The organism is Pseudomonas citrullilanati (genome assembly GCF_030580855.1).
GTDB lineage: Bacteria > Pseudomonadota > Gammaproteobacteria > Pseudomonadales > Pseudomonadaceae > Aquipseudomonas > Aquipseudomonas citrulli.
This window is the reverse complement of the sequence record NZ_JAUQOP010000059.1, coordinates 12,632-27,252: the sequence shown is the minus strand read 5'-3', so window position 1 is coordinate 27,252 and position 14,621 is coordinate 12,632. Positions and strand designations below refer to the sequence as shown.

Annotated in this window: 16 protein-coding genes; 12 read left to right on the top strand and 4 right to left on the bottom strand. The window is 64.2% G+C overall.

Annotation, left to right across the window (positions count from 1 at the left end; genetic code table 11):
- Positions 1 to 235 precede the first annotated feature (235 nt).
- From Q6A48_RS24315 to Q6A48_RS24300, 4 genes are all read left to right on the top strand, one after another.
- A complete protein-coding gene (locus Q6A48_RS24315) occupies positions 236 to 790 on the top strand; it encodes a hypothetical protein (RefSeq protein ID WP_304556959.1) in 555 nt (184 codons plus the stop codon).
- 36 nt (positions 791 to 826) lie between these two features.
- Positions 827 to 2,104, top strand: a complete 1,278-nt coding sequence (locus Q6A48_RS24310; RefSeq protein ID WP_304556957.1) for a flavohemoglobin expression-modulating QEGLA motif protein — start codon at positions 827 to 829, stop codon at positions 2,102 to 2,104.
- A 145-nt stretch (positions 2,105 to 2,249) separates the two neighbouring features.
- Positions 2,250 to 3,155, top strand: coding sequence for an alpha/beta hydrolase (locus Q6A48_RS24305; RefSeq protein ID WP_304556956.1), 906 nt, complete (start codon positions 2,250 to 2,252; stop codon positions 3,153 to 3,155).
- Positions 3,152 to 3,481, top strand: coding sequence for a PA3694 family proteiin (locus Q6A48_RS24300; protein WP_304556954.1), 330 nt, complete (start codon positions 3,152 to 3,154; stop codon positions 3,479 to 3,481). Before Q6A48_RS24305 ends, Q6A48_RS24300 begins: the two co-directional genes overlap by 4 nt.
- A gap of 180 nt (positions 3,482 to 3,661) precedes the next feature.
- Here the strand turns inward: Q6A48_RS24300 and lptF are convergent, their stop codons facing one another.
- The 3 genes from lptF to Q6A48_RS24285 form a co-directional block, all read right to left on the bottom strand.
- Positions 3,662 to 4,450, bottom strand: coding sequence for a lipotoxin F family OmpA-related lipoprotein LptF (gene lptF / locus Q6A48_RS24295; protein WP_304556962.1), 789 nt, complete (start codon positions 4,448 to 4,450; stop codon positions 3,662 to 3,664).
- A gap of 51 nt (positions 4,451 to 4,501) precedes the next feature.
- Positions 4,502 to 4,915, bottom strand: coding sequence for a DUF4398 domain-containing protein (locus Q6A48_RS24290; RefSeq protein WP_304556953.1), 414 nt, complete (start codon positions 4,913 to 4,915; stop codon positions 4,502 to 4,504).
- A 275-nt stretch (positions 4,916 to 5,190) separates the two neighbouring features.
- Positions 5,191 to 5,535 carry a pilin assembly protein gene (locus Q6A48_RS24285; RefSeq protein ID WP_304556952.1) on the bottom strand — a complete coding sequence of 115 codons (345 nt, stop codon included), beginning with the start codon at positions 5,533 to 5,535 and terminating at the stop codon, positions 5,191 to 5,193.
- Between the two features lie 192 nt (positions 5,536 to 5,727).
- Here Q6A48_RS24285 and ppc point away from each other — a divergent pair, with 192 nt between their 5' ends.
- From ppc to Q6A48_RS24250, 7 genes are all read left to right on the top strand, one after another.
- Positions 5,728 to 8,358, top strand: coding sequence for a phosphoenolpyruvate carboxylase (gene ppc, locus Q6A48_RS24280; protein ID WP_304556951.1), 2,631 nt, complete (start codon positions 5,728 to 5,730; stop codon positions 8,356 to 8,358).
- A gap of 290 nt (positions 8,359 to 8,648) precedes the next feature.
- Complete coding sequence (gene adk, locus Q6A48_RS24275; RefSeq protein ID WP_042731031.1) at positions 8,649 to 9,296, top strand: adenylate kinase; 648 nt, start codon at positions 8,649 to 8,651, stop codon at positions 9,294 to 9,296.
- Between the two features lie 94 nt (positions 9,297 to 9,390).
- On the top strand, positions 9,391 to 10,068 hold the full coding sequence (gene tsaB / locus Q6A48_RS24270; protein ID WP_304556950.1) for a tRNA (adenosine(37)-N6)-threonylcarbamoyltransferase complex dimerization subunit type 1 TsaB: 678 nt from the start codon (positions 9,391 to 9,393) through the stop codon (positions 10,066 to 10,068).
- A gap of 314 nt (positions 10,069 to 10,382) precedes the next feature.
- Complete coding sequence (locus Q6A48_RS24265; RefSeq protein ID WP_304556948.1) at positions 10,383 to 10,691, top strand: hypothetical protein; 309 nt, start codon at positions 10,383 to 10,385, stop codon at positions 10,689 to 10,691.
- A complete protein-coding gene (locus tag Q6A48_RS24260) occupies positions 10,691 to 11,551 on the top strand; it encodes a DUF72 domain-containing protein (RefSeq protein WP_304556947.1) in 861 nt (286 codons plus the stop codon). Before Q6A48_RS24265 ends, Q6A48_RS24260 begins: the two co-directional genes overlap by 1 nt.
- 33 nt (positions 11,552 to 11,584) lie before the next feature.
- Positions 11,585 to 12,406: an isocitrate lyase/PEP mutase family protein gene (locus Q6A48_RS24255; protein WP_304556944.1), complete on the top strand. Its 822-nt coding sequence runs from the start codon at positions 11,585 to 11,587 to the stop codon at positions 12,404 to 12,406.
- Between the two features lie 67 nt (positions 12,407 to 12,473).
- Complete coding sequence (locus Q6A48_RS24250; RefSeq protein WP_304556961.1) at positions 12,474 to 13,121, top strand: extensin-like domain-containing protein; 648 nt, start codon at positions 12,474 to 12,476, stop codon at positions 13,119 to 13,121.
- Here Q6A48_RS24250 and Q6A48_RS24245 read toward each other — a convergent pair whose 3' ends face one another.
- Complete coding sequence (locus Q6A48_RS24245) at positions 13,122 to 13,742, bottom strand: energy transducer TonB (RefSeq protein WP_304556943.1); 621 nt, start codon at positions 13,740 to 13,742, stop codon at positions 13,122 to 13,124.
- Positions 13,743 to 13,833: 91 nt separating this feature from the next.
- Here Q6A48_RS24245 and Q6A48_RS24240 point away from each other — a divergent pair, with 91 nt between their 5' ends.
- Entirely contained in the window at positions 13,834 to 14,616 is a 783-nt protein-coding gene (locus Q6A48_RS24240; protein ID WP_369811727.1) for a class I SAM-dependent methyltransferase, read from the top strand.
- The last annotated feature ends 5 nt before the right edge of the window (positions 14,617 to 14,621 follow it).

The following is a 14,621-nucleotide window of genomic DNA, read 5'->3' as shown; positions in this document are numbered from 1 at the left end:
AAATACACTGGGGCGAAAGCCGCCCCCACTACTCCCAGGGGTTGTGGGGGGGGTGGGGCCCGGGGGGGGTCCCCGGGGGCGTGGGGGGGGGGGGTTTTACCCCCGGGGGGCCCGCCCCCCCCCCCAAAACCAGCCAACTCGGTACCTCGGGCTAACTGAGCTGACTGCAAGGGGGGGCTGCTCCGCAGCCCCACGGGGATAAATCCCCTCGCCACATGTGCCATAGGGAGTTCCAATGAAAGCCTGGCGTGCCGTTGTATTGGCCGTGTCGTTGCTGCTGCTCAGTGGTTGCCTGGTGTCCTTCAAGGCTCCATTGCCCGACGCCGAGGCCGCGCCCAAGGGCCTGCTCGGCCATTGGACCAGCACCAACGCCTGGGGCGAGCCGCTGAACCTGGAGCTGACGAAAGTCGGCCGGCACCGTTACCAGGCCATCAGCTATTTCAAGGCCCGGCCCCAGGAGCGCGAGACCATCCCGCTCACCGTCTCCCGCCACGGCAGCCGCTGGTACCTGTCGGCCAAGGTGCCGGCCCGTTATGGTGGTCATTTCGTGATCGCCGGTTTCGAACTGACCGACCAGCGGGAACTGGTGGTCTACACACTGGATCTGGAGCAGATCAACCAGGCCATCGGCCAGAAGGTCCTCAACGGCCAGGCGAACCCGAGCGAGGCCGGTGACGGCGTGCTGGTGGACAGCGACATGGTGACCGTCTTCAGTTACCTCGACGATCCGGCCAATTCCGATGTGTTCTCGGAGGCCGTGCGCTACCGGCGCCTGGACAAATCCCAATAATCGCAGCAGGCAGATGTCTTTTCACAGGAGTTACGGGTGGACGATTACCAGCAGACGATACGCACCTTGTCCGATCGCATTGTGCTGGCGCAAACGCCGATTCGCGTTCTCGATGCGGTGAAGTGGGACGAGAACATCCGCAAGGGCTTTCTCAAGGCCAAGGGCAAGGAAATGCCCGCCGTGGATCGCGACTATTACCTCAATCGGCCGCTGTCCTTCGACTCCAGCAAAGTGAAGCTGGAGTTCCAGAACATCGAGCGCGACATCACGCGCCAGCTCGGGCAGTTCAACCCGGTAGGCCAGATCATGCGCCGCATGTGCAAGGAATACCGCATGGTGGTGCGCATGCTCGAAGCCCGGGGCACCGAGGATTTCGGGCTGATTTCCCAAGAGCTCTACGGCGCCGCCTCCGACGCCTTCCATGCCGGCGATCCGACCCTGGCGGACCTGGGCCTGATGCTGTCCGACTACCTGAACAACATCGATGGCCGTGGCGACCTGAAGGACGAACCGAAGATCCTCAGCGCCCAGGACGCCGTGGGCTTGTTGCAGCACCGGCTTAACCGGGTGTTCGGCGAGGCCGAGGAAACCATCCGCGTGTTCGAGTCCGACGGCATCGTGGCGGACGCGGCGGCGGGCGCGGACTACATCAAGATCCGTACCGACGCCATGTTCAACGAGCGCGACGTGCGCGCCCTGGAGGTCCACGAAGGATTGGTGCACGTTGGCACCACCCTCAACGGGTTGAACCAGCCGATCTGCACCTTCCTGTCCAAGGGCCCGCCCTCGTCCACGGTGACCCAGGAAGGCCTGGCGATCCTGATGGAAATCATCACCTTCGCCTCCTACCCGAGCCGGCTGCGCAAGCTCACCAACCGCACCCGCGCCATCCACATGGTGGAGGAGGGCGCCGATTTCCTGCAGGTCTTCGAGTTCTTCCGCGAGCAGGGCTTTGAAATGGCTGAAAGCTACGGCAACGCCAGTCGGGTCTTCCGTGGCTCGGTGCCGACCGGCCTGCCATTCACCAAAGACTTGTCCTACCTCAAGGGCTTCATCATGGTTTACAACTACATTCAGCTGGCCGTGCGCAAAGGCAAGCTGGAGCAGGTGCCGCTGCTGTTCTGCGGCAAGACCACCCTGGAGGACATGCGCACCCTGCGGCAACTGGTGGACGAGGGGCTGGTCGTGCCGCCCAAGTACCTGCCCGAACAGTTCCGCGACATGAATGCGCTCTCGGCCTGGATGTGTTTCTCCAACTTCCTGAACCACCTGAGCCTGGACCGGATCGAAGCGGATTATTCCAATATTCTTTAATCGCACTACCAATCCCTGTGGGAGCGAGCTTGCTCGCGATAGCGTCAGTACAGTCGGTACGGCTGTGACTGACCCGCCGCTATCGCGAGCAAGCTCGCTCCCACAGGGGGACTGCGTTTACTTCTGACTTGCGAGGCTTCACCGGATGCGAACCCTCGGCATTCTTTGCCTGCTGCTGACCCTGGGGGGGTGCAGTTCGCTGTTGTTCTACCCTGAGCGGGGCCTGCCGTTCACCCCGGAGCGGGCCAGGCTGGACTACCGCGACGTGAACCTGGTCACCGCCGACGGCCTCAAGCTGCGGGGCTGGTGGCTGCCGGTCAAGCCGGGAGTCGCGGTCAAGGGCACGGTGCTGCACCTGCACGGCAACGGCGGCAACCTGGCCTGGCACCTGGGCGGGAGCTGGTGGCTGCCGGAGCAGGGCTACCAGGTGCTGATGGTCGACTATCGGGGGTACGGCGTCTCCGAGGGCGAGCCGAGCCTGCCGGCGATCTACCAGGACATCGACGCCGCCTTCCAGTGGCTCGACCAGTCTCCCGACGTCCAGGGCAAGCCGCTGGTGCTGCTCGGCCAGAGCCTGGGCGGCGCGCTGGCGGTGCACTACCTGGTGGAACATCCGCAGCGCCAGCGACAGCTCAAGGCGCTGGTGCTCGACGGCGTGCCTGCCAGTTATCGCGATGTCGGGCGGTTCGCCCTGAGTACCTCGTGGTTGACCTGGCCGTTCCAGGTGCCGTTGTCCTGGCTGGTGCCGGACGGTGACAGCGCGATCGGCTCGGTGGCGCAACTGACCGAGGTGCCGAAACTGATCTACCACAGCCTGGACGACCCGATCGTGCCCCTTTCCAACGGCATCCGCCTGTATCAAGCTGCGCCGCCGCCCAGGGTCCTGCAATTGACCCGCGGCGGGCACGTCCAGACATTCGCCGACCCGACCTGGCGCACCGTGATGTTGCGCTACCTCGATGACCCCACGCACTTCGACGGCCTGCGTCGCCTGGGCGAAGTACCGAATTATCCGAAATCACCCGTTCAATCCCCAGAGAGCCCGCAATGAGCGAAGAACGTAACGCCATCCCCCTGATCATCACCGGTATCTGCAGCATCCTCGGCACCGTGGCGGTGCTGTGGTACTACGGCTACCTGCACTTCGCCAAGCCCGAGGACGCGTTGCTGCTCAATGAATTCACCATGCTCAAGACCGTCCCGGGCGAAGACTACAAGGTCTCCCTGGAACCGGCCCCTCAGGTCGCCCAGTGCATCGACGGCGTGCTGGTATTGTTCGACACCGAGCAGAAAGGCCTGACGGGCGTGCTGATCAATGACAAGAAACGCGCGGTGCGCTGCATGGGCCAGGAGACGCCGCAAAAATTGCAGCCATAAGCGAGATCCCTGTGGGAGCGAGCTTGCTCGCGATAGCGGTGGTTCAGCCGCATACCTGACACTCCGCCATCGCGAGCAAGCTCGCTCCCACAAGGAATGTGTACAGCCAAACATATTGTGGTCATGAAAAAGCCCCGCCCGATGGAAGTCAGGCGGGGCTTTTGCGTTGCATTCAACCGATCAGTTGGCGCTCATGCTCGAACGCGGGGCGACGGGTTGGTTGTCGTTGGAAATGGTCACTTCCACGCGACGGTTCATGGCGCGGCCCGACACGCTGTTGTTGTCAGCGACCGGGAATTCCTTGCCATAACCCTGGGTCACGATGCGAGCCGGGTCGACCCCCATTTTCACCAGGGCGGTGCGTACGGAATTGGCACGACGCTCGGACAGCGACTGGTTGTAGGAATCCGAACCGGTGCTGTCGGTGTAACCTTCGACGATCACCTTGCGGTCAGGGTTTTCCTGGAGGAACTGCGCCAGTTTGTTCACGTTGACCAGGCCGCTGGAGCGCAGGTCGGACTTGTTGGTGGCGAACAGCACGTCACCGAAGGTTACCAGCGTACCGCGCTCGGTCTGCTTGGCGTTCAGGCTGTCCTGCAGTTGCTTGATCTGCGCGTTGCGTGCATCGAGCAGGGCGCGGGCGCGTTCGTCGCCGGCGTTTTTCAGCGCGGCTTCGGCGTTGCGCAGGGCGATGGTCTGCTTGGCCACTTCAACGCGCTGGTTGGTCAGGTAGGCCAGTTGGTCAACCTTGGCCTCGTCTTCGCGGTCCAGGTAGGCCTTGTCGGCCTTGGCCAGGAAATCGGCGGCGTCCTTGGTTTCCAGGGCCGCCACTTTGGTCGCCGCCGGATCAGCCTGCAAGCCGTTGTAGTTGGTGCGGGCCTGTTCCAGGTTCGCGTTCGGATCGTGGGAGCAAGCGGCCAGGGCTACGCAGGCAGCGAGCAGGGCGGGCATCATCAAGTGTTTGTGCATCATAGTCTGTCGTCCTTTTATCAATGAGAAGTACGTCGTGGCCTGAACGGCTTACTGGAGCTTGTTCATGCCTTCCTGACGCAGTTCCTGAACCCCTTTCTGGGAATCCTTGAGTGCTTGTTCCGCCTTGGCGGCCTGGGCCTTGCGCTCGGCGACGCGAGCGTCCCACTCGGCCTGCTCGGCCAGACGCTTGGCTTCGTCGTATTTCTTGTCGTGCATGGCGAGTTCGGCTTGCTTGAGCTTGTCCTGGGCCGATTTCATTTCCACCGCGGCGAATTCGGTACCGCCGGCCGTCACGGCGCTGTTGACCGCCGATTGGGTCACCGCGTACTGCTCCGACGGTGGGTTGCCCGCGCAACCGGCCAGGATGAAGCTGCTACCGATGGCCAGGGCGGCCAGCTTCAGGCCGCGCAGGCCTGCGGATGAGGGTTTCGCAGTGCAGGTATTCATAGGCTTCAACTCCATTGGAAAACTCCTGAAAAAAACTACCGATCCATGCTGGGACTGAAACCGTGACGTCTGTTTAGGCTCGAAGGCCGGGCGCGTTTATTAAAACGGCCGTTCCAGTATGGTTACTCGGTGTGACCCGAAGCTTTTTTCAAAAGTTCAGCGGAGGTGGCCAATCGCCAAAAGAATTACTGACTGATCGGTCAATAGCAGAAAAGCTGAACTTTCAGGGCGCGCAGCGGTATCCCCCGGCGCGCTCACACGCTCGGGGATACCGCAGGGAAAGGACGGGATCAGTGTTTGGACTTGTCGTTCTGCGATGACAGTTCATGCAGGTGACGACGAGACAAGGCAAGGAATCTCGGCGTCGGGCCGACGTCTTCGTACAGCGGGTCGCCTTCTTCATCGGTGGCGACGACCTGCTGTCCCTTGACGTACGGGAAGCTCGCCTCGAGTTCTTCCAGCGCCGCCCCGATCAGTTCGCCCAGCAGTTCCTCGGGCTGGCGCTTGGGGTACATGTCGCAAATCGCCGCCAGGCGTGCGGCGGCTTCCATGTCCAGGTGGATCGTATAGCCGGTCTGGGTCAGTCGGCCCTTGGCGTTTTCTTCCCAATGCTGGGCAAGCTCACGGATTTTCATGATGGCCTCATAAAGTCTGCTTGTGGCAGGCGTGGTGAGTGACAGCCGTTGTGTGGCTTATTCATGAGACTAGCGTTGTCCTACAAGGTTTAAAGACCCTTCGTCGCTTGTCATAAACCACCGGCATCGGCACTCTCTATGGCAATGCGTCTCACCCGATGGCTGTCCGGACCTTTTGCTGGAGAACTGCTGATGACCGATATCGATGCCCGCTTGCGCGAGGACGTCCACCTGCTCGGCGAGCTGCTGGGCAATACCATTCGCGAGCAGTACGGCGACACGTTTCTCGACAAGATCGAGCAGATCCGCAAGGGCGCAAAGGCTGATCGGCGTGGCTCGGCGGAGGCCGAGCTCAGTGCCAGTCTCGACCAGTTGAGCGAAGACGAACTGCTGCCGGTGGCGCGGGCGTTCAACCAGTTCCTCAACCTCGCCAACATCGCCGAGCAGTATCAGCTCATCCACCGCCGCGAAGAGTCGCAGCCGGCGCCCTTCGAGGCCCGGGTGTTGCCCGAGCTGCTCGCCCGGCTGCGGGCCGAGGGCCATGGCGCCGAGTCCCTGGCGCGGCAATTGGCGCGGCTGGAGATCGAGTTGGTCCTCACGGCCCATCCCACGGAAGTGGCCCGCCGTACGCTGATCCAGAAGTACGACGCCATCGCCGCGCAATTGGCGGCCCAGGACCACCGCGACCTGACCAGTGCCGAACGCGCGCAGATTCATGAGCGCCTGCAACGCCTGATCGCCGAGGCCTGGCACACCGAGGAAATCCGCCGCACCCGGCCGACCCCCGTGGACGAGGCCAAGTGGGGCTTCGCGGTGATCGAGCATTCGCTGTGGCAGGCCATTCCCAATTACCTGCGCAAGGCCGACCAGGCGTTGCACGCGGCCACGGGGCTGCGCCTGCCGCTGGAGGCCGCGCCGATCCGCTTCGCTTCGTGGATGGGCGGCGACCGTGACGGCAACCCGAACGTCACGGCGGCGGTGACCCGCGAAGTGTTGCTGCTGGCGCGCTGGATGGCGGCGGACCTGTACCTGCGTGACGTCGACCACCTGGCCGCCGAGCTGTCCATGCAGCACGCCAGCGAGGCCTTGCGTGCCCTGGCGGGTGACAGCGCCGAACCCTATCGCGCGGTGCTCAAGCAGTTGCGCGAGCGCCTGCGGGCCACCCGCAACTGGGCCCATGCGGCGTTGAAAGGCGCCACGCCGGCACCTGCCGAAGTGTTGCAGAACAACCGCGAACTGCTGGATCCGCTGGAGCTGTGCTATCAGTCGCTGCACGAGTGCGGCATGGGCGTGATCGCCGACGGGCCATTGCTCGATTGCCTGCGCCGGGCGGTCACCTTCGGCTTGTTCCTGGTGCGTCTCGACGTGCGCCAGGACTCGACCCGCCATAGCTCGGCCATGACGGAAATCACCGACTACCTGGGCCTGGGTCGCTACGAGGACTGGAACGAGGAACAGCGCATCAGCTTCCTGCTGGAGGAGCTGAACAACCGGCGCCCGCTGTTGCCCGCCCATTTCAAACCGTCGGCCGATACCGCGGAAGTGTTGGCCACGTGCCGGGAAGTGGCGGCGGCGCCTGCCGCGTCCCTGGGCTCCTACGTGATTTCCATGGCCGGCGCGGCGTCCGACGTGCTCGCCGTGCAACTGCTGTTGAAGGAGTCTGGCGTGCTGCGGCCGATGCGCGTGGTGCCGCTGTTCGAAACCCTGGCTGACCTGGACAACGCCGGGCCGGTGATGGAGCGGCTGCTGCGGCTGCCGGGCTATCGCTCACGGCTGCAGGGGCCCCAGGAAGTGATGATCGGGTACTCCGACTCCGCCAAGGATGCCGGCACCACCGCTGCGGCGTGGGCGCAGTACCGGGCCCAGGAAAGGTTGGTGGACATTTGTCGCGAGCAGCAGGTCGAACTGCTGTTGTTCCATGGTCGCGGCGGCACGGTCGGGCGTGGTGGCGGTCCGGCCCACGCGGCGATCCTGTCCCAGCCCCCGGGCTCGGTGGCCGGGCGCTTCCGCACCACCGAACAGGGCGAAATGATCCGTTTCAAATTCGGCCTGCCGGACATCGCCGAGCAGAACCTCAACCTCTACCTCGCCGCCGTGCTGGAGGCGACCCTGTTGCCGCCGCCACCGCCGACGCCCGAATGGCGGCACCTGATGGACGAGTTGGCCGCTGACGGCGTCAGCGCCTACCGGGCGGTGGTGCGGGAAAACCCGCAATTCGTCGAGTACTTCCGCCAGTCCACGCCGGAGCAGGAGCTGGGGCGCCTGCCGCTGGGCAGCCGTCCGGCCAAGCGTCGGGCCGGGGGCATCGAAAGCCTGCGGGCGATCCCGTGGATCTTCGGCTGGACCCAGACCCGCCTGATGCTGCCGGCCTGGCTCGGCTGGGAAACCGCCCTGGGCAAGGCCCTGGAGCGCGGCGAAGGTGAGTTGCTGGGGCAGATGCGCGAGCAATGGCCGTTCTTCCGGACCCGCATCGATATGCTGGAAATGGTGCTGGCCAAGGCTGACGCCGATATCGCCCGCTCCTACGACGAGCGCCTGGTGGAACCCGAATTGCTCCCATTGGGTGCGCATTTACGCGACCTATTGTCGCAGGCGTGTTCGGTGGTCCTGGGGTTGACCGGTCAGTCGCAACTGCTGGCACATAGCCCAGACACCCTGGAATTCATTCGCTTGCGCAACACCTACCTCGATCCGCTGCACCTGTTGCAAGCCGAACTGCTGGCCCGTTCGCGGCAGCCCGAGGTGGCCCAGGGCAGCCCCGTGGAGCAGGCGTTGCTGGTGTCTGTGGCAGGGATTGCCGCCGGTTTGCGCAATACCGGCTAAGCTCGAACGGCGCACCGAAACGGCTCGTCCGGCGTCCTCGGACGTTGCCGGCGGGGGGAGGGGAGAGGTCGACCAGGCGACAGTTTGTTGTTTGGTTGCGACTCTCGCCACCTCCGCCAAAGGTCGCATCAGGCGCCGGTTCCTCCGACTTTCGGCGGCTTGTGTGGGTCGGGCCTGCTGTGTATCTTGATCAGCCTTTGGCCGTTTGGGCGGTCACGATTCCAGTTTTCCGAGATTGGCCCCACGAGGCGAATCCGAGCGTTTTACATAAAAAATTGAGGAGCACATCGATGCGCGTCATTCTGCTGGGAGCTCCCGGGGCCGGTAAAGGTACTCAGGCAAAGTTCATCACCGAAAAATTCGGTATCCCGCAAATCTCCACCGGCGACATGCTGCGTGCCGCGGTCAAGGCGGGCACCGAGCTGGGCATCAAGGCCAAGAGCATCATGGATGCCGGCGGCCTGGTGTCGGATGACCTGATCATCGCCCTGGTCAAGGACCGCATCGCTCAAGCCGATTGCGCCAAGGGTTTCCTGTTCGACGGTTTCCCACGCACCATTCCCCAGGCCGAAGCCCTCGTGGAAGCTGGCGTGGAACTCGATCACGTGGTCGAGATCGCCGTCGACGACGAAGAGATCGTCCAGCGCATCGCCGGTCGCCGCGTGCACGAGCCGTCGGGCCGTGTCTACCACACCGTCTACAACCCGCCGAAACTGGCTGGCAAGGACGACATCACCGGTGAAGAGCTGGTCCAGCGCAAGGACGACACCGAGGAAACCGTGCGTCATCGCCTGTCGGTCTACCACTCCCAGACCAAGCCGCTGGTGGCTTTCTACCAGAACCTGTCGGCCGCCAAGGGCAAGCCGAAGTACAGCCACATCCCGGGTGTTGGCTCGGTCGATGCGATCACCGGCAAGGTGCTCGAAGCGCTGAGCTGAAAAGTCCGCTTCGCTACGACAACTACGGCCCGCTTGCGGGCCGTAGTTGTTTATACTGGCGCCCTTTTTCCCTCACCTGATTTCGGACACATCGATGAGCACCTTGCTGGCCCTGGACACCGCGACTGAAGCTTGCTCCGTTGCCTTGCTGCACGACGGCAAGGTCACGAGCCATTACGAGGTGATTCCGCGCCTGCATGCCCAGAAGCTTTTGCCGATGATCCAGCAGTTGCTCAGCGACGCCGGGACCACCTTGCAAGCGGTGGACGCCATCGCCTTCGGCCGCGGACCGGGGGCGTTCACCGGTGTGCGGATCGCCATCGGCGTGGTCCAGGGACTCGCGTTCGCCCTGGAGCGCCCTGTGTTGCCGGTGTCCAACCTGGCGGTGCTGGCCCAGCGCGCCTTGCGCGAGCACGGCGCCCGGCAGGTCGCAGCGGCCATCGACGCGCGCATGGACGAGGTGTACTGGGGTTGCTATCGCGAAACCGACGGCGAGATGCGCCTGGTGGGGACCGAAGCGGTACTGCCGCCCGAAGCCGCGGCATTGCCGGGCGAAGCCGATGGCGACTGGTTCGGCGCCGGTACCGGTTGGGGCTATGGCGAGCGGATCGCCGTCAACCTCGGCGGCCAGGATGCGGCGATGCTGCCTCACGCCGAAGACCTGCTGGCCCTGGCCCGCTTCGCCTGGGCGCGGGGCGAAGCCATCCCGGCGGACCAGGCGCAGCCGGTGTATCTGCGGGACAAGGTGGCGGTGCCGAAGTCCGAACGATAATCACCCTCTCAAGTGGACAGCGTTGTGGCGAGGGGATTTATCCCCGCTGGGGGGCGAGGCGCACCTGATGTTCCAGATACCTGCATAGGCGCACGAGCGCTGCGCGCTCAAGCGGGGATAAATCCCCTCGCCACAAAAAATCCATGGCTACCCGTTCCTCCCCAGCCCAAAAGTCACACCTGTTATCGCCAGTCGTCACTTTTTTCGTCGGTTTTTAAACCTTTTTGGCTTTATGTGTTCTAGTTATCACTTGCGCGTTTGCGCGGCTACGAAAGTGCCGCTAAATTGCCATCATTGATACCGAGCATTCTGTCATGCGTATAGACGGCGTTTCATCCCAGTCCTATCCCATCAAGCGCAAGCCGCGTGCAGGCAAGGCTGTCGAGCCCGAGTCTTTCGATGACGTCGATGGCGAACTGGAATCCCCGTCCGAAGAACAACTGGCCGCCCGCGCCGCCAAGGCCACAGCCCAGCGGCTGAGCAACCTTCCCGCCCGCCAGCAAGACATGCTGTATCACCGCGCCATGAAGCGCAGTGTCGCCACGGCCCTGGCCAGCTACCTGAGCACGGCCAGCTTCGTCGATTGGGATATGGAAGTGCTGGGCCTCGACCTCTACATCTGATGGGGTTGCCTTACTACCTAGGTTGCCCGTCCTGGAGCGAAAACGCCTGGCGCGATTACCTCTATCCCCAAGATGCCAAAAGCACCGAGTTCCTGAGCCTCTATTGCCAAGTCTTCAATGCCGTGGAAGGCAATACGACGTTCTACGCCAGTCCGTCCGCGGCCATCGTGCAGCGCTGGGCCGAGGCCATGCCCGAACATTTTCGCTTCACCGCCAAGTTGCCCGGTGACATCAGTCACAATGGCGACCTGCGCGAGCACCTGACGGCCACCGAGACGTTCGTCCAGTTGCTCAGCCCCTTGGGCGAGCGGGTCTCGCCGTTCTGGCTGCAATTGTCCAAGGCCTTCACCCCCCATCGGCTTTCTGAACTGGCGGCGTTCATCGACGCCTTCGAGCGCCCGTTGGCCGTGGAAGTGCGTCACGACGAGTTCTTTGCCAAGGGCGATGCCGAGCGGCAGCTCAACCGCCTGCTGCTCGACCGTGGCGTCGAGCGCATCTGCCTCGACCCCCGGGCCTTGTTCAGTTGCACGTCGACCGAGCCTTCGGTGCTCCATGCTCAATCGAAGAAGCCCCGGGTGCCCACTCGGCCAACCGCCTTCACCCAATGCCCCCAAGTGCGTTTCATCGGTCATCCGGTGCTGGAGGCCAACGAGCCATTCCTCACGCCCTGGGTGGAAAAAATCGCCGGGTGGATCGAAGAAGGGCGCACGCCCTACATCTTCCTGCACACCGCCGACAACCTGCTGGCGGCAAAACTCGCGCAACACTTTCACCAGCGCTTGATGAGTCGATTGCCTGGCTTGCCGGCCTTGCCTGAGCTATACAGAGAGCCCGCGGCCGAGCAACTGGGTTTGCTCTGAGGCCCGCCCCCTTCCTGCCCAGGAGCGAACTACATGGATGCGCAAACCCGTCGAGCCCTAGCGTTCAAGGCCCTGCACGAACGCGAAGGGGCGTTCGTCATCCCCAATCCGTGGGATGCCGGCTCCGCCAAGATGCTCGCCAGCCTCGGCTTCGAAGCCTTGGCGACCACCAGTGCCGGTCACGCTTTTTCCCTCGCCCGACCGGATGGGGGCCTGGGGCTGGAGGCCACCCTGGCCAACGTGCGCGCCATCGTCGCCGCGAGCGACTTGCCCGTGGCGGTGGACCTGGAAAATGGTTTCGCCGATGCCCCCCGGGACTGTGCCCACAACCTGCTTCGGGCTGCGGAGGCCGGGGCGGTCGGTGGCTCGATCGAGGATGCCACGGGGCGCGAGGACAGCCCGATCTATGGCTTCGAACTGGCCGTGGCACGGGTCAAGGCGGCCGCCGAGGCCGTGCGCGGCTTGCCGTATCCCTTCCTGCTCACGGCCCGTGCGGAAAACTTCCTGCATGGCAACCCCGACCTGGATGACACGATTCGGCGCCTGAAGGCGTTCGCCGATGCCGGTGCCGATGTGCTCTACGCCCCGGGCCTGAGCAGCGCCGGGCAAGTGCTCGCGGTGGTCCAGGCGGTGGCGCCGAAGCCGGTGAACGTGCTGATGTCCGGGGCGCTCGATCTGAGTGTCGCGCAGTTGAGCGAGCTGGGCGTCAAGCGCATCAGCGTCGGTTCGGCCCTGGCCTTGGCCGCGTATGGGGAGTTCTTCCGCGCCGCCGAGGAAATCCAGCAGCAGGGCACGTTCACCTTCACCCGCCGCTCGATGCCGTTCAAGCAGGCCAACCAGTTGTTCAAGGATTGATGTCCGAGGCCATGTCGTGCGGCTCCTGAAAGGTTTCCTGTGGCTGGGCTTGGCCGTCGGTGTCGTCATGGTGGCGGTGTGGCGCGGTTGGCTGTCGCTGCCGCCGCAGTGGAATCCCTGGGCGCCGCTGGACGTCAACCTGGCGCCGAACCTGCTGACCCGCTACAAGCTCATGGCCCTGCGCAACGACCCCCAGTTGTGTGACCATGCCCTGGCGACGTCGGGGCTACGGGTCGTTCGCCAGGCCGACAGCCCCGGCAACGCCGATTGCCCGCTGACCAATGTGCTGCGGGTGCAGGGCGGCGAGGTTGGGTTGAGCAGCAGCTTCCTTGCCAGTTGCCCGTTGGCGGTGGCGTTCGCGCTGTTCGAGCGTCATGCCTTGCAACCGGCGTCGGCAGCGGCCTACGGGCAGAAAGTGACGCGTGTCGATCACCTCGGCAGTTTCGCCTGCCGCAACATGTATGGCCGTGAGACGGGGGCGCGCAGCCAGCATGCCACGGCCAGCGCCCTGGACATCGCCGGGTTTCGCCTGGCCGATGGCCGCGCGGTCAGCGTGCTCAAGGACTGGCCCCGCGATAACGCCGATGCGCAATTCCTGCGCCAGGTGCGTGACGGTGCCTGCGACATGTTCAGTGTGGTCTTGAGCCCGGACTACAACGCGGCGCACCGCAACCATTTTCACCTGGATGTGGGGCCTTGGTGGATCTGTCGCTGATCAGGCGGCGATGCGCAGGTTCTGCAAGACGATGGGGCGGGCCCAGCGGGTGTCGAAGTCCAGGGCTTTTTGCTGGGCCACGATGTCTTCTTCGGGGAACGGCGGGAACGGCTTGTCCAGCAGGTCGAGTTCCAGTTCGGCGATCGGCAGGTGCAATGGGCGCGGCTGTGGCGCCGGGCCTGGTTCCGGCAACGGTTGGCCGGCGGTGAGGACCAGCGGGCGAACCCAGTGGCTCTCGAAGTCCTGCTGCTTCTGCTGGGCGGCGATTTCTTCGGCGGGGAACGGCGGGAAGGGCTTGTCCAGCAGGTCGAGTTCCAGTTCGGCGATCGGCAGGAACAACGGCTCCGGCGGGGCGACCTGGGTCTCCTTCACGTCGCAGGTGCGCTGGCTGACGATGTGGTCCAGCAGTTCGGCGCCGAGGGTCGGTTCAACGGCCTCATCGAGGGCGACGGGCGGATAGCTGCCAGGCGCCGGTGCGGCATCACCCAGTTGATCGGCCAGGGCCTGGGCAAAGAAATCCTGCCAAAGGTGACTGACGCCGCTCAGTGCTTGGGTGTTGCGCAGGCGGTAATCACCGTACGGGGAGATCACGCCTATCGATGTGGATTGAATGTCTGACATTTTTCTCGGTCGACGCTCAGCTCTGGCAAAATGCCGTTCACTGTTGTTATCGGCGGTTTTTGCCGATCCTTAATTTTTTGAGCGTGTTTTCATGATCGAGCAACCCGCGGCCTGCCGCATCCACGTCGAGGCCCTGGCCCCGGCCTTCCAGCCACAGGCGCGACAGTGGGCCGAACGCCTTGGCCTGCCCATGCAGGTGGACGACGGCGACTTTGCCTTGCAGGTCGGCGAGCAGGGGCTGCAATTGCAGCAACTGGGCCCCGACGCGCCAGGCCCGGTGCGTGTCGATTTCGTCGAGGGCGGCGCCGCCCATCGCCGGTTGTACGGCGGCGGCAGCGGCCAGATGATCGCCAAGGCAGTGGGGATTGCCCAGGGCGTGCGCCCGCGGGTGCTGGATGCCACGGCTGGCCTGGGCAAGGATGCGTTCGTGCTGGCGAGCCTGGGCTGTGACATGAGCCTGATCGAGCGTCAGCCATTGATCGGCGCCCTGCTGGAGGATGGCCTGGCCCGTGCGGCGGAGGATTTCGACGTGGCGCCGATCGTGGCGCGGATGCGCTTGCTCAAGGGCAATTCCATCGAGGTGATGCGCAATTGGGTAGGGGAGCCGCCCCAGGTGATCTACCTGGACCCGATGTTCCCTCATCGGGAGAAAACCGCCCTGGTGAAGAAGGAGATGCGCCTGTTCCGGCCCTTGGTGGGTGATGATCCGGACGCCCCGGCGCTGCTCGCCGCCGCCCTGGCCCTGGCGACCCACCGCGTCGTGGTCAAGCGCCCGCGTAAGGCTCCCTGCATCGAAGGGCCGAAGCCGAGCCACGGGCTCGATGGCAAGTCCAGCCGGTACGATATCTACCCGAAGAAAGCGCTCAAGGCCTGATCTGT

Excerpts from the sequence above, each read along its gene's own strand:
- ppc (WP_304556951.1), top strand. The coding sequence starts at position 5,728 with ATGACCGATATCGATGCCCGCTTGCGCGAGGACGTCCACCTGCTCGGC.
- Q6A48_RS24290 (WP_304556953.1), bottom strand. The coding sequence starts at position 4,915 with ATGGAGTTGAAGCCTATGAATACCTGCACTGCGAAACCCTCATCCGCA.
- Q6A48_RS24245 (WP_304556943.1), bottom strand. The coding sequence starts at position 13,742 with ATGTCAGACATTCAATCCACATCGATAGGCGTGATCTCCCCGTACGGT.
- Q6A48_RS24315 (WP_304556959.1), top strand. The coding sequence starts at position 236 with ATGAAAGCCTGGCGTGCCGTTGTATTGGCCGTGTCGTTGCTGCTGCTC.
- Q6A48_RS24255 (WP_304556944.1), top strand. The coding sequence starts at position 11,585 with ATGGATGCGCAAACCCGTCGAGCCCTAGCGTTCAAGGCCCTGCACGAA.
- Q6A48_RS24250 (WP_304556961.1), top strand. The coding sequence starts at position 12,474 with ATGGTGGCGGTGTGGCGCGGTTGGCTGTCGCTGCCGCCGCAGTGGAAT.
- Q6A48_RS24265 (WP_304556948.1), top strand. The coding sequence starts at position 10,383 with ATGCGTATAGACGGCGTTTCATCCCAGTCCTATCCCATCAAGCGCAAG.
- Q6A48_RS24300 (WP_304556954.1), top strand. The coding sequence starts at position 3,152 with ATGAGCGAAGAACGTAACGCCATCCCCCTGATCATCACCGGTATCTGC.
- Q6A48_RS24305 (WP_304556956.1), top strand. The coding sequence starts at position 2,250 with ATGCGAACCCTCGGCATTCTTTGCCTGCTGCTGACCCTGGGGGGGTGC.
- Q6A48_RS24285 (WP_304556952.1), bottom strand. The coding sequence starts at position 5,535 with ATGAAAATCCGTGAGCTTGCCCAGCATTGGGAAGAAAACGCCAAGGGC.
- Q6A48_RS24260 (WP_304556947.1), top strand. The coding sequence starts at position 10,691 with ATGGGGTTGCCTTACTACCTAGGTTGCCCGTCCTGGAGCGAAAACGCC.
- lptF (WP_304556962.1), bottom strand. The coding sequence starts at position 4,450 with ATGCACAAACACTTGATGATGCCCGCCCTGCTCGCTGCCTGCGTAGCC.
- tsaB (WP_304556950.1), top strand. The coding sequence starts at position 9,391 with ATGAGCACCTTGCTGGCCCTGGACACCGCGACTGAAGCTTGCTCCGTT.
- adk (WP_042731031.1), top strand. The coding sequence starts at position 8,649 with ATGCGCGTCATTCTGCTGGGAGCTCCCGGGGCCGGTAAAGGTACTCAG.
- Q6A48_RS24240 (WP_369811727.1), top strand. The coding sequence starts at position 13,834 with ATGATCGAGCAACCCGCGGCCTGCCGCATCCACGTCGAGGCCCTGGCC.